The sequence below is a fragment of the Pseudomonas sp. S3_A09 genome, from assembly GCF_054668065.1.
This window is the reverse complement of sequence record NZ_CP162752.1, coordinates 1,354,861-1,367,619: the sequence shown is the minus strand read 5'-3', so window position 1 is coordinate 1,367,619 and position 12,759 is coordinate 1,354,861. Positions and strand designations below refer to the sequence as shown.

At 61.5% G+C, this 12,759-nt stretch carries 11 protein-coding genes; 6 read left to right on the top strand and 5 right to left on the bottom strand.

Annotation, left to right across the window (positions count from 1 at the left end):
* Window positions 1–90 precede the first annotated feature (90 nt).
* The 4 genes from edd (at window position 91) to AB4N92_RS06480 (ending at window position 5,200) form a co-directional block, all read left to right on the top strand.
* Window positions 91–1,917 (top strand): phosphogluconate dehydratase, encoded by a 1,827-nt coding sequence (gene edd, locus AB4N92_RS06495; protein ID WP_460129567.1) that lies wholly within the window; start codon window positions 91–93, stop codon window positions 1,915–1,917.
* Window positions 1,914–2,870: a glucokinase gene (locus AB4N92_RS06490; protein WP_236266854.1), complete on the top strand. Its 957-nt coding sequence runs from the start codon at window positions 1,914–1,916 to the stop codon at window positions 2,868–2,870. The genes edd and AB4N92_RS06490 overlap by 4 nt, the downstream gene beginning before the upstream one ends.
* 136 nt (window positions 2,871–3,006) lie before the next feature.
* Window positions 3,007–3,741 carry a response regulator gene (locus AB4N92_RS06485; protein WP_010208039.1) on the top strand — a complete coding sequence of 245 codons (735 nt, stop codon included), beginning with the start codon at window positions 3,007–3,009 and terminating at the stop codon, window positions 3,739–3,741.
* A gap of 31 nt (window positions 3,742–3,772) precedes the next feature.
* Window positions 3,773–5,200 (top strand): ATP-binding protein, encoded by a 1,428-nt coding sequence (locus tag AB4N92_RS06480; RefSeq protein ID WP_010208040.1) that lies wholly within the window; start codon window positions 3,773–3,775, stop codon window positions 5,198–5,200.
* A gap of 122 nt (window positions 5,201–5,322) precedes the next feature.
* On the opposite strand, the gene AB4N92_RS06475 is transcribed toward AB4N92_RS06480, so the two are convergent.
* On the bottom strand, window positions 5,323–6,252 hold the full coding sequence (locus AB4N92_RS06475) for an AraC family transcriptional regulator (protein WP_010208041.1): 930 nt from the start codon (window positions 6,250–6,252) through the stop codon (window positions 5,323–5,325).
* Window positions 6,253–6,579: 327 nt separating this feature from the next.
* Here AB4N92_RS06475 and AB4N92_RS06470 point away from each other — a divergent pair, with 327 nt between their 5' ends.
* Both AB4N92_RS06470 and AB4N92_RS06465 read left to right on the top strand, forming a co-directional pair.
* Window positions 6,580–6,921, top strand: coding sequence for an antibiotic biosynthesis monooxygenase family protein (locus AB4N92_RS06470; protein WP_010208042.1), 342 nt, complete (start codon window positions 6,580–6,582; stop codon window positions 6,919–6,921).
* Window positions 6,922–6,966: 45 nt separating this feature from the next.
* On the top strand, window positions 6,967–7,212 hold the full coding sequence (locus AB4N92_RS06465; protein WP_010208043.1) for a hypothetical protein: 246 nt from the start codon (window positions 6,967–6,969) through the stop codon (window positions 7,210–7,212).
* A 123-nt stretch (window positions 7,213–7,335) separates the two neighbouring features.
* On the opposite strand, the gene AB4N92_RS06460 is transcribed toward AB4N92_RS06465, so the two are convergent.
* From AB4N92_RS06460 to AB4N92_RS06445, 4 genes are all read right to left on the bottom strand, one after another.
* Window positions 7,336–7,968: a flavin reductase family protein gene (locus AB4N92_RS06460; RefSeq protein WP_021491216.1), complete on the bottom strand. Its 633-nt coding sequence runs from the start codon at window positions 7,966–7,968 to the stop codon at window positions 7,336–7,338.
* Between the two features lie 101 nt (window positions 7,969–8,069).
* Window positions 8,070–9,389 carry an MFS transporter gene (locus tag AB4N92_RS06455; RefSeq protein WP_010208048.1) on the bottom strand — a complete coding sequence of 440 codons (1,320 nt, stop codon included), beginning with the start codon at window positions 9,387–9,389 and terminating at the stop codon, window positions 8,070–8,072.
* A 273-nt stretch (window positions 9,390–9,662) separates the two neighbouring features.
* Window positions 9,663–10,988, bottom strand: coding sequence for a sigma-54-dependent transcriptional regulator (locus AB4N92_RS06450; protein WP_183702537.1), 1,326 nt, complete (start codon window positions 10,986–10,988; stop codon window positions 9,663–9,665).
* The gene (locus AB4N92_RS06445) at window positions 10,982–12,748 is read right to left on the bottom strand and encodes an ATP-binding protein (protein ID WP_010208050.1); all 1,767 of its coding nucleotides are present in this window, start codon (window positions 12,746–12,748) and stop codon (window positions 10,982–10,984) included. The genes AB4N92_RS06450 and AB4N92_RS06445 overlap by 7 nt, the downstream gene beginning before the upstream one ends.
* Window positions 12,749–12,759 lie beyond the last annotated feature (11 nt).

Below are 12,759 nucleotides of genomic sequence, written 5' to 3'. Positions count from 1 at the left end.
CCAAACGACTCCCTGCCATCCCATGAGCTGTGGGCGTTTGATCAGCATAGACACTCAGGTCGCCACATCCGTTAGCCTGGAGTTCTACACATGCATCCCCGCGTTCTTGAGGTCACCGAACGGCTTATCGCCCGCAGCCGCGCCACCCGCGAGGCCTACCTTGCGCTCATTCGCGGTGCAGCCATCGAAGGTCCGATGCGCGGCAAGCTGCAATGCGCCAACTTCGCCCACGGCGTGGCCGGTTGCGGCACTGAAGATAAAAATAGTCTGCGCATGATGAATGCCGCCAACGTGGCAATTGTTTCGTCATATAACGACATGCTCTCGGCACACCAGCCGTACGAACACTTCCCTGAACAGATCAAGAAGGCCCTGCGCGAAGTCGGCTCGGTCGGGCAGTTCGCCGGCGGCACCCCTGCGATGTGCGACGGCGTGACCCAGGGCGAGCCGGGCATGGAACTGAGCCTGCTCAGTCGTGAAGTCATTGCCATGTCCACGGCGGTAGCGCTGTCCCACAACATGTTCGATGCCGCGCTGATGTTGGGCATCTGCGACAAAATCGTCCCCGGCCTGATGATGGGCGCGCTGCGCTATGGCCACCTGCCGATGATCTTCGTGCCGGGCGGCCCGATGCCGTCGGGCATCTCCAACAAGCAGAAAGCCGACGTGCGCCAGCGCTACGCCGAAGGCAAGGCCACGCGCGAAGAGCTGCTGGAATCGGAGATGAAGTCCTACCACAGCCCCGGCACCTGCACCTTCTACGGCACCGCCAACACCAACCAGCTGCTGATGGAAGTGATGGGCCTGCACTTGCCGGGCGCCTCGTTCGTCAACCCCTACACCCCGCTGCGCGATGCGTTGACCCGCGAAGCCGCACACCAGGTCACCCGTCTGACCAAGGCCAACGACAGCTTCATGCCGATCGGCGAGATCGTCGACGAGAAATCCATCGTCAACTCGATCATTGCCCTCAATGCCACCGGCGGGTCCACCAACCACACCCTGCACATGCCCGCCATCGCCATGTCGGCGGGCATCATCCTCACCTGGGACGACATGGCCGACCTCTCCGAGGTGGTGCCGACCCTGTCCCACGTGTATCCAAACGGCAAGGCCGACATCAACCACTTCCAGGCGGCGGGCGGGATGTCGTTCCTGATCCGCGAACTGCTGGAAGCCGGCCTGCTCCACGAAGACGTCAACACCGTGGCCGGCAAGGGCCTGAGCCGCTACACCCAGGAACCCTTCCTGGTCGACGGCGAGCTGATCTGGCGCGAAGGCCCTATCGAAAGCCTCGACGAAACCATCCTGCGCCCCGTGGCCCGCGCGTTCTCGCCGGAAGGCGGCTTGCGCGTGATGGAAGGCAACCTCGGTCGTGGTGTGATGAAAGTGTCTGCCGTAGCACCTGAACATCAGATTGTTGAAGCTCCGGCGGTGGTGTTCCAGGACCAGCAAGATCTGGCCGATGCGTTCAAGGCCGGCCAGCTGGAAAAAGACTTCGTCGCCGTCATGCGTTTCCAGGGCCCGCGCTCCAATGGCATGCCCGAATTGCACAAGATGACGCCGTTCCTCGGTGTGTTGCAGGACCGTGGCTTCAAGGTCGCACTGGTAACAGACGGGCGTATGTCCGGCGCGTCGGGTAAGATCCCCGCCGCGATTCACGTCAACCCCGAAGCCCAGAGCGGCGGGCCACTGGCGCGGGTGCGCGATGGCGATATCATTCGCGTGGATGGCGTGAAGGGCACCCTGGAGCTTAAGGTGGACGCCGAAGAATTTGCAGCGCGCGCGCCTGCCACGGGTCTGTTGGGCAATAACGTGGGGGCCGGTCGCGAGCTGTTTGCATTTATGCGCTTGGCCGCAAGCTCCGCAGAGCAGGGCGCCAGCGCCTTTACCTCTGCCTTGGAGACGCTTAAGTGAAACTTGCGCTGGTCGGTGATATCGGGGGCACCAACGCCCGTTTCGCGTTGTGGCGCGATCAGGAGTTGCATTCGATCCGCGTGCATGCCACGGCGGATCACTCCAGCCCTGAAGACGCGATCAAGGTTTACCTCAAAGAGGAAGGCCTGGAAATCGGTGACATCGGTGCGGTGTGCCTGTCGGTCGCCGGGCCTGTGAGCGGGGATGAATTTAAATTCACCAACAATCACTGGCGCCTGAGCAAGACTGCCTTCTGCAAAACCTTGCAGGTGGATGAACTGTTGCTGGTCAATGATTTTTCGGCCATGGCCCTGGGCATGACCCGGCTCAAGCCCGACGAATTCCGTGTGGTCTGCGAGGGCACGCCGGAGCCGTTGCGCCCGGCGGTCGTGATTGGTCCGGGCACTGGCCTGGGTGTCGGGACGCTGCTGGATCTGGGCGCTGGCCGCTTTGCGGCGTTGCCGGGGGAGGGCGGGCATGTCGACTTGCCCCTGAGCAGCCCGCGTGAAACCCAGCTGTGGCAGCACATTTATACTGAGATCGGCCATGTCAGCGCCGAAACCGCCTTGAGCGGTGGTGGCTTGCCGCGTCTGTACCGTGCCATTTGCGCGGTCGACGGCCACACGCCGGTGCTGGAAACCCCTGAGGCGATCACGGCCGCAGGCCTGGCCGGCGACCTGGTGGCCATGGAAGTATTGGACCAGTTCAGCATCTGGCTGGGCCGGGTAGCAGGCAACAATGTGTTGACCACCGGTGGACGCGGTGGTGTGTACATCGTGGGTGGGGTGATACCGAGGTTTGCCGACTTCTTTATCAACAGTGGTTTTGCCAAGAGCTTCGCTGACAAAGGCTGCATGAGCGACTACTTCAAAGGCATTCCGGTGTGGTTGGTGACCGCCCCGTATTCTGGATTGACCGGGGCTGGCGTGGCTTTGGAGCAGGCGTTTGCGTAGGTCGTGATAGCCTCATCGCAGGCACGCCAGCTCCCACATTTGGAATGCATTCTCCTGTGGGAGCTGGCGTGCCTGCGATGAGGGCCTCAAGAGCAACAAATGACGTAAGCTTGGCCATAACAACAAGGAGGACCCCGTGAGCGTAATCAGTAAATCGATTCTCCTCGTCGACGATGACCAGGAAATCCGCGAATTGCTGCAGACCTACCTCAGTCGCGCCGGTTTTCAGGTGCGTGGCGTGCCGGATGGCACGGGGTTCCGCCAGGCGATGAACGAGGCGCCGTGCGACCTGGTCATCCTTGATGTGATGTTGCCAGACGAAGACGGTTTCAGCCTTTGCCGCTGGATCCGCCAGCACCCGCGCCAAGCGCAGGTGCCGATCATCATGCTCACCGCCAGCTCCGACGAGGCCGACCGCGTGATCGGCCTGGAGCTGGGCGCCGACGATTACATCGGCAAACCCTTCAGCCCCCGCGAGTTGCAGGCGCGGATCAAAGCCCTGTTGCGTCGCTGCCAGTTTGGCCAGGAACGCAGCAGTGGTGGCGAGGTGTTGGTGTTTGATGAATGGCGCCTGGATATGATCAGCCACCGCCTGTTCCATGTGGACGGCGAAGAAGTGATCCTCTCCGGTGCCGACTTTGCCCTGCTCAAATTGTTTCTCGACCACCCGCAGCAGATCCTCGACCGTGACACCATTGGCAACGCCACCCGTGGCCGCGACCTGATGCCGCTGGACCGTATCGTCGACATGGCTGTCAGCCGTCTGCGCCAACGCCTGCGCGATACCGAAAAACCCCCGAGGCTGATCCGCACGGTGCGCGGCAGCGGTTATCAACTGGCAGCCAGCGTGGTTGCCGGCAATGCCCACTGACCATTTGACCGAGCGCCGTCGCCGCTTCCCGGTGCCACGCTCGTTGCTGGGGCGCATGCTGCTGCTGACACTGCTGGCGGTGCTGTTTGCCCAGGCGCTGTCCAGTGTGATCTGGGTCTCGCAATTACGCGCCACTCAGCTCGAAGGCCTGGTCACCAGCGCCCGCAGCCTGGCGCATTCGATGACCGCCAGCGTGAGTTATTTCCGTTCGTTGCCGGTGGCATATCGACCGTTGGTGCTGGACCAATTGCGCAGCATGGGCGGCACCCGTTTCGTCGTGACCCTCAATGATCGCCCGTTGGACATGGCCATCCTGCCGCAGACACCGCGCAAGCAGGCAGTGCTTGAAGCGGTCAACGAAGTGTTGAAACAAACCCTCGGCGCCGATGTGCATATCTCCGTGGAGTTCGTCAGCGCCGAAGACCTGCGTATCTTCAATGCCGGCCTGAAACTCGACGAACTGCCACGCTCCTGGGCCCATTACGCGTTGACCCTGGAACCGGTTAACCCACCGGTACTGGTTACCCAGATCCAGCTCGCGCCCGGCGAATGGCTGTACATCGCCTCGCTGTTGCCCGAGCCCTACACCAGCCTGGAAGAACAGGGCCTGCCGTCCCAGCAGGTGTGGTTTATCGTGCTGACCAGTGGTTTCCTGCTGCTGTTCATCGGCTTGCTGGTGCACTGGCAGAGCCGGCCCCTCAAGCGCCTGGCGCGGGCGGCGCGGGACATGTCCCTGGGGGCCGACGTAGAGCCGGTGGCCGAAGGCGGCGGCAGTGAAGTGGTGGAAGTGGGCCGTGCGTTCAACGCCATGCGTGAGCGCATCAGCCGTTACCTGACCGAGCGCAGCCAGTTGTTCAGCGCGATTTCCCACGACTTGCGCACCCCGATTACTCGCCTGCGTCTGCGCGTGGAATTGCTTGAAGACGAGAACCTGCAAACCAAGTTCGGCCGCGACCTGGATGAGTTGGAGTTGCTGGTGAAAGGCGCGCTGCAATGCGTGAAAGACACCGATATCCACGAAAACATCGAACCGGTCGACCTGAACCACGTGCTCGACTGCCTGGTGGAACCGTACCTGGCGCCGAACGGCAATGGCCGCGTTACCCAGCATGGCCGGGCGTTGACGACTTATCCGGGCAAACCGCTGGCGCTCAAGCGCTGCATCGGCAACTTGATCGACAACGCGTTGAAGTATGGCCAGAACGCCCACCTGTACATCGAGGACGACGGCGCGGAGTTCGTTCTGCACGTGGATGACGAAGGCCCCGGCGTGCCGGAGCAGCGGTTGGAGCAGGTGTTTGAACCGCACTTCCGCCTGGCTGGGCAGCAACAGGGCTACGGCCTGGGCCTGGGAATTGCGCGCAACATTGCGCACAGCCATGGCGGCGAAGTGAGTCTGCAGAATCTGCGCGAGGGTGGCTTGCGCGTGACCTTGCAACTCCCTCGCGGATTAGACTGAATGTATGCGGCCCCAATGTGGGAGCTGGCTTGCCTGCGATAGCGGTGTATCAGCCAACTCATCTGGCACAGACAGACCGCTATCGCAGGCAAGCCAGCTCCCACATGTTGATCTTCATTTGGTCAGATGCTTTGGCGCAGTCGGGCCAAGTCTCTAAGGGGCGGCGCCCCAAACAGCCGGCTGTACTCCCGACTGAACTGCGACGGGCTTTCATACCCCACGCGATACCCCGCTGCCGACGCTTCCAACCCTTCGGCAATCATCAACCGTCGCGCTTCCTGCAAGCGCAACTGCTTCTGATACTGCAACGGGCTCATGGCGGTGATCGCCTTGAAGCGGTGGTGCAGGGTCGAGACGCTGAGGTTCACTGCCTTGGCCAGGTCATCGATGCGCAGCGGTTGCTCGTAGTTGCCGTTCAACCACGTGATCGCCTGGCTGACCCGATGGCTCTGACTGTTGGCCACGGCGATTTCATACAGCCGATAACCCTGCGGCCCCCGCAACAGACGGTAGAGGATTTCCCGGTTGATCAATGGCGCAAGCATGGCGATGTCTTTGGGCGTATCCAGCAACCGCGCCAGGCGCAGCACAGCGTCGAGCAACTGGTTGTCGATGCGGTCGACGTACATGCCGCGGGACGTCGGGCGCGACGGCACGCCCATCGGGCCTGCTTCTGCGATCAAGGCCGTCAGTTGCGCCGGGTCGATATTGATGCGCACCGACAGGTTCGGGTCTTCCGGGGTGGCATCGATGATCCGTCCGGCCACCGGCATCGCCACCGAGAACACCAGGTAGTTGAGCGGGTCGTAGGCAAAGATCTCGTCGGCCAGGCGCACTTCCTTGCTGCCGCTGGCCAGGATGCACAGGGCAGGCTCCACCAGCACCGGCATGAAGTCGCGCGGCGTGTTGTGGCGGTTCAGGAACAAGGTTGTGATGGCTGTACCGTAGGAGCCGTCCTCCCAGGTGTGCCGATGCACGATGCTGGCCAGCTCGGCGCGCTGCTTTTCCATCTCGGCATCGAGGGGGATGGCTGTATGTTCGGGCGACGACATGGAGCGTCCTCTACTGGCTACTTCGATGGGCTCAGCTTAGCGGCGGCTTTCTAAAAAGTGTTACGTCGATTCTGCACAATCCTTGCCTGATCCTGCGACGCATCGTGAATCAGGCAATCGTAGGGGCTGTCATCTCCCTGAAACAAGGCGGTTGCCCTTGGAATAATTGCCGGGGCCAAACGTCCTATCTGCGCTTCTCGCAGGATTGTGCAATAAGCCAGCAGGAATCGACTAACCGCGCCCGCACCCGCGCCATTATCTTTGATCCTGTGGCAACACGCCCTCACAGTGCTTGCCGAGCATCACTTCTCAACGGGAGAGTCGAACATGTCCACCCCCATTCCCGCGAGCCATATGGCCTTTATCCGCGCCCGCACCGGGTGCAGCACCGAACTCGGTGCACGCTTGAGCAGTTTGATCGAACCGGGTCGTCAGGCTCAGGGTTGCCTGCAATTCTCGTTGCAGCATTCCCAAGTCGATCCCGATGTCTGGTTGATCTCCGGTTTCTGGAGCAGCGAGCAGGCGATGAGCGCCTACTTCAACTCTCCGGCCCTGATGATCTTCACCGAACTGTTGAACGACATGGTCGTGCGCAGCATGGACTTCCAAACCTTTACCGATGCATCCGCTGCACACGCCTACGGCGAGTACCTGCAACTCGCCGGCTGATCAGGTTTAGAATGGCCAACTTTTCCATTGGCCAGGACCTGCAACATGGCACGTAAACAATTTGCCCACCACGAAGCCGTTTCCGCCGTAGTACCGGGGGAGGGTGGCTACAGCGCCGCCGTCGCCGTCAAGGCACTGGATGGCATGGGCGCACCGCAGTTTCACAAGATCCTTGATGGACAGACGTTCAAGACGGCTTCTGATGCGGATGATGCCGCCACTGTGCAGCTTGAGCGGTTGATCGGAGTGGATGAAGAAGGTCAACTGGCCTGGGCCAGCGCCGCCAACTGAGCAACGCCGACAATCCAATGTGGGAGGGGCTTGCCCCCGATAGCCGTGCGTCAGTCAACAAAGATGTTGAATGTGCCATTGCTATCGGGGGCAAGCCCCCTCCCACTTTTTATTGTATTTCAGTCAGGGTTTGGTGGTGCCTGGCCGGTACATCTTGAACAGCGCCTCCGGCCCCAACTGGAAGTAATCCGCCGGGCCACCACCGCGCAAGATCGGCTCGGCGGCGGCGGTGTCGTAGACCCCGTCCTTGAGCAGCCACTTGGCAATGTGCACCGCGACCACCTCGCCTAGCACCAGCCAGCTCGGCACCAACGCCTTGTCCGCACGTTGCAGCTGGATGATTTGCGTCACCTTGCATTCGAACGACACCGGGCTCTCGCCCACCCGTGGCACGCCAACAATCTTCGACGCCACCGGCGTCAGGCCGGACAACTCGAACTCGTTGACTTCGGGGGAAACGGCGGCGCAACTCTGGTTCATCTGCTCGGCCAGCGGGCGGGTCGCCAGGTTCCAGACAAACTCGCCGGTTTGTTCGATGTTGTTCAGGCTGTCTTTGCGCCCGACACTGGAAAACCCAATGATCGGCGGAATGTAGTTGAACGCATTGAAGAAGCTGTAGGGCGCCAGGTTCAGGCGACCTTCACGGTCGTGTGACGAAATCCAGCCGATCGGCCGTGGACCAACGATGGCATTGAACGGGTCATGGGGCAGGCCGTGGCCGTTGGCGGGTTCGTAGAAATGGATAGCGTCGGACATGGCCTGTTCCCTACTCGGTTCTGGGGCATGCATCATACCCAATGTGGGAGCAAGTCGAATCGTCGCATCGCCGCTCCCACATGTTTTACCGAGACAGGCCTTTAGTCCGTGGTAATGCGCGAGTGTTTACGGGTGTCCTTCATGGTCACGTAGACCGCCAGCGACACCGCGATGCACGCGGTCACGTACCAGTAGTAGCCGGTCTCCATGCCGATGCTCTTGAACCACAGCGCGATGTATTCAGCGGTGCCGCCGAAGATCGATACGGTCAGGGCGTACGGCAGGCCCACGCCGAGGGCGCGGATTTCGGTGGGGAACAGCTCGGCCTTCACTACCGCGTTGATCGAGGTGTAGCCACTGACGATGATCAGCGCCGCCATGATCAGGAAGAACGCGCCCCACCAGCTTTGGATGGTGTGCAGGGTGGTGAGGATCGGCACGGTGAACAGGGTGCCGAGGATGCCGAAGGCAATCAGGATTGGCCGACGGCCGACTTTATCCGACAGCCCGCCGACGATGGGTTGCAGGCACATGAACAGGAACAGCGTCGCCGCCGAGATGGTGGTGGAGTCGGAAATGCTCATGCCGACCGTGTTCACCAGGTATTTCTGCATGTAGGTGGTGTAGGTGTAGAAAGCCAGCGTGCCGCCCATGGTCAGGCCGACTACGGTCAGCAGTTCCTTGGGGTGACGCATCAAGGTGCGCATCGCGCTTTCCTTGGCTTTTTCTTTCTTGGTGAACGACTCGGTTTCTTCCATGCCGCGACGCAGGTACAGCGCGACGACTGCGCACAGCGCGCCGATGGCGAACGGGATACGCCAGCCCCACGCATACAGTTGCTCGGTGGTCAGCACTTGTTGCAGCACGATCAGTACGGCCAGGGCGATGAGCTGGCCCGAGATCAGGGTCACATACTGGAAGCTGGAGTAGAAACCACGACGTTCCTTGGTCGCCATCTCGCTGAGATAAGTGGCGGAGGTGCCGTATTCGCCGCCGACCGACAGTCCCTGCAGCAAACGGGCGAACACCAGCAGGATCGGTGCACCGATACCGATTATTTCATAGCCTGGGCTCAGGGCAATCAGCAGCGAGCCGAAGCACATCAGGTAGACCGAGGCCATCAGGGCTTTTTTACGCCCGACTTTGTCGGCGTACAGGCCCATCAACCAGCCACCGATCGGGCGCATCAGGAAACCCACAGCGAAGATCGCGGCGGTGTTGAGCAGTTGGGCGGTGGTGTCGCCTTTCGGGAAAAAGGCTTTGGCGAAGTACAGCGAGAAGGCGGCGTAGACGTACCAGTCGTACCACTCGACCATGTTGCCGACCGATCCGCTGAAGATCGATTTGATCCGGCTGGAAGTGGTGCGTGCTTTTGCCGGCGCAGCCGCCGACCCCAGAGGCAGGGAGTTGGAGTTATCCATTGAAGGATCCTTCATCTAATTGTTTTTGTGGAGCGTGCTTGAGCACTGCCTGGTTTGGGCTATAGCAGGAGCTGTGCCAGGTAGATGAAGGCCCGGAATAGAAGGGTCAGAGGATTTTTTTGAGCGGAAAGTCGCTGATGATTTTCAGGTAATAAGCGGAAATCCGCTTATGGCCACCGGCCTCTTCGCAGGCAAGCCAGCGCCCACATTGGAAATGTATTCACAGTTCAAAATGTGGGCGCTGGCTTGCCTGCGATGGCGGTCTGAAGGTCGCTAGAGAAACATCTCCCGCACCAACCCATGGCGCTGCATCTTTTCATTCAAGGTTCGCCGAGGCAGTTGCAGCTCGGCCAGCACCGCCTTGATATCGCCCTTGTGCCGCGTCAGTGCAGCTTTCAGGCAATGCGCTTCAAACGCCTCCTGCTGCGCCGCCAACGATTGCCCGGCCTCGACGCCTTCCGGCTCCGGTTCGCCAAGGCCCAATACCTGGCGTTCGGCGACGTTGGCCAATTCGCGCACGTTACCTGGCCAGTCATGGCTGAGCAGACGCCCCAGTTGCGCACCGCTCAGCGGCTCGACGCTACGGCCCAGGCGCTCGGCGGCGCTCTGTGCAAAGTGGTCGAACAGCAGCGGAATATCTTCGCGGCGTTCACGCAAAGGCGGCAGGCGCAATTGCGCGACGTTCAAACGATAAGCCAGGTCTTCGCGAAAGCGTCCGGCGCGGGCCTCTTCCAACAGGTCTGGTTTGGTGGCGGCGATGATGCGCAGGTCCACGTGGATACTTTGGTTGGAGCCCAGGCGTTCCAGTTTCTGTTCCTGCAACACGCGCAGCAGTTTCACTTGTTGGGCCAGGGGCATGCTTTCGATTTCGTCGAGGAACAGCGTACCGCCGTGGGCATATTCCAGTTTGCCGATGCGCTTGCCCTGGGCGCCGGTAAAGGCGCCGCTTTCGTGGCCGAACAGCTCGGCCTCGAACAACTGCTCGGGGATCGCCGCGCAGTTGAGGGCCACAAAGGGTTTTTTCGCCCGTGGGCCGAAGTCATGCAGGCAACGGGCAACCAGTTCCTTGCCACTGCCGGTCTCGCCACGGATCAGCACATTGACCGGCAGGCTTGCCAAATCCAGCACCTGGCGGCGTAGGGTCTGCAAACCTCGAGACACGCCTAAAAGGGTCGACTCCAACTGTGCGCGATGATCGGCCTGTTGATGCAGGCGACGGTTTTCCAGAATCAATCCACGCTTGTCCAAGGCGCGGCGCAGGCTGTTGAGCAGGGCGTCGGGGCTGAAGGGTTTTTCCAGGAAGTCGTAGGCGCCGTCGCGCATGGCTTCAACGGCCATTGGCACATCGCCGTGGCCCGTCAGCAATATCACCGGCAAATCCCCATCACGGCGCTGCACTTCAGCCAACAGTTCCAGGCCGCTGAGACCTGGCATGCGCACGTCGCTCAGGATCACTCCGGGAAAATCCTTGGGCAATTGCGTCAGGCATTCTTCGGCGCGGCTGAATAGCTGTACCTCAAAGCCCGACAGGCTCAACCACTGCTCGACGGCCGTGCGGATGCTGGCTTCGTCGTCGACCACAATCACCGCGTTCAACATAGGTCGGGCGTCTCCAGCGCGATAGGCAGGGTCAGGGTGAAAACCGCGCCGTCGCCACGGTTGCTGGCGATCAGGCGGCCACCCAATTCGTGCACGATAGCGTAGGACACCGCCAGCCCCAAGCCGAGGCCATCACCCACAGGTTTGGTGGTGAAGAACGGGTCGAACACGCTGTTCAGGTGTTCTTCGGCAATCCCGCCGCCGCTGTCGCTGACGGTGAGTTGCCACAACTGCTCATCGGCATGCAGGCGGATTTCCAGGCGTTTGCGTGGCTTGTCGACCATGGCGTCAAGGGCGTTGCGCAGCAGGTTGATCAATACCTGTTCCAGGCGGATCGCATCGCCACGCACCCAGGCGGGGCGGGTCAGGTCCAGCACCACGCCGATGGATTCGTCGCGCAGGCGCGCATCGAGCAAGTGCAGGGATTGGTCGACCACGGTGGCCAAGTCCAGGCGTTCACGCAGGCCACTGGGGCTTTTGCGCGCGAAGGTCTTGAGATGGCCGGTGAGCGCGGCCATGCGCGTGAGCATGTCGTCCAGTGGGGTGAGCGCCTGGTAGGCGTCGTCGACACGGCCATGGTCCAGCAGCAGGCGCAAGGTGGCCAATTGCATGCGTTGGGCGGTCAGCGGCTGATTGATTTCATGGGCGAGGGCGGCGGACATCTGCCCCAATGCCGCCAGTTTGGCCGACTGCACCAGGCCATCCTGAGCGGTGCGCAGCGCCTGGGTGCGTTCTTCCACCAGTTGCTCAAGTTCCTCGCGGCTGCGCTGGCGCAAGCGGGCCAGGCGCCAGCGTTGGGTCAGGAACAGCACCAGGAACACCAGCGCCAGCCAGGAGCCGGCGGCGGCCAACCCGGCGTTGCGCTGATCTTCAAACGCGAATTGCGGCTTGCGCAGCAAGTGCAGGGTCCAGCCTTCGGCCTTCAGCGGCAGCGATTCCCAAATGTAATTGGCACTGCCATCCGGACCGTTGACGCGCATCAGATGGCTGTTTTCGTCGAAGCGTTGCAGGGTGCTGGTTTCCAGCGCCTGCAGGTGTTTCTTGTCGTATTGGCGAGTGGCCTTGAGTTCGGCAAGGTCGCTGGCCGTTAACGGCCGCAGGTTGCGATAGCGCCAGCCGGGCTGGTTGGCGATGAACACGATGCCACGGGCGTCGCTGACCAGCAGCAGGTCATTGCCTTGGGCCCATTCGCGTTCAAGTTCGGGGAACTCCAGCTTGACCACCATGGCGCCGAGGAACTGTTCGTGTTCATCGACCACCGCGCTGGAGAGGAAGTAACCGGGAATGCCAGTGGTCACGCCCACCGCGTAAAAACGCCCGGTGCCTTGGCTCAGGGTTTGGCTGAAATAGGGGCGGAACGCGTAGTTGTGTCCCACATAACTGCTGGGCAGGTTCCAGTTACTGGCGGCCACGGCCAGGCCAGTGCGGTCCATCAATTCCAGGGTGGACGACTGCGCCGCGCCGTTGATGCGTTCCAGTTTGCGGTTGAGCAGGTCCTGGGTGGCGGTATCCAGCGGGCCCTTCAAGGCATTGATCATCTCCGAGTCCAGCGCCAGCACGGCGGGCAGGGCTCGGTAGCGTTCAATCAGGGTGTGCAACGAATTGGCATACAGCGCAAGTTGCTGATTGGCACGAGCGGCATCGTCTACCAGGGCTTGGCGTTCGGCATGGCGTGTCGCCAAGGCCGCGGCCAGCAGCGCACCGGCGATGATCAGCAGGGAGTAGAAAGTCAGGCGCAGGGGGCGAGGGATTACGATCATACGGTGATGGG

What these genes read in the sequence shown, in the direction of transcription:
- edd (WP_460129567.1), top strand. Translation starts at nt 91, where the DNA reads ATGCATCCCCGCGTTCTTGAGGTCACCGAACGGCTTATCGCCCGCAGC.
- AB4N92_RS06475 (WP_010208041.1), bottom strand. Translation starts at nt 6,252, where the DNA reads ATGTCGTCGCCCGAACATACAGCCATCCCCCTCGATGCCGAGATGGAA.
- AB4N92_RS06470 (WP_010208042.1), top strand. Translation starts at nt 6,580, where the DNA reads ATGTCCACCCCCATTCCCGCGAGCCATATGGCCTTTATCCGCGCCCGC.
- AB4N92_RS06465 (WP_010208043.1), top strand. Translation starts at nt 6,967, where the DNA reads ATGGCACGTAAACAATTTGCCCACCACGAAGCCGTTTCCGCCGTAGTA.
- AB4N92_RS06460 (WP_021491216.1), bottom strand. Translation starts at nt 7,968, where the DNA reads ATGTCCGACGCTATCCATTTCTACGAACCCGCCAACGGCCACGGCCTG.
- AB4N92_RS06455 (WP_010208048.1), bottom strand. Translation starts at nt 9,389, where the DNA reads ATGGATAACTCCAACTCCCTGCCTCTGGGGTCGGCGGCTGCGCCGGCA.
- AB4N92_RS06450 (WP_183702537.1), bottom strand. Translation starts at nt 10,988, where the DNA reads ATGTTGAACGCGGTGATTGTGGTCGACGACGAAGCCAGCATCCGCACG.
- AB4N92_RS06445 (WP_010208050.1), bottom strand. Translation starts at nt 12,748, where the DNA reads ATGATCGTAATCCCTCGCCCCCTGCGCCTGACTTTCTACTCCCTGCTG.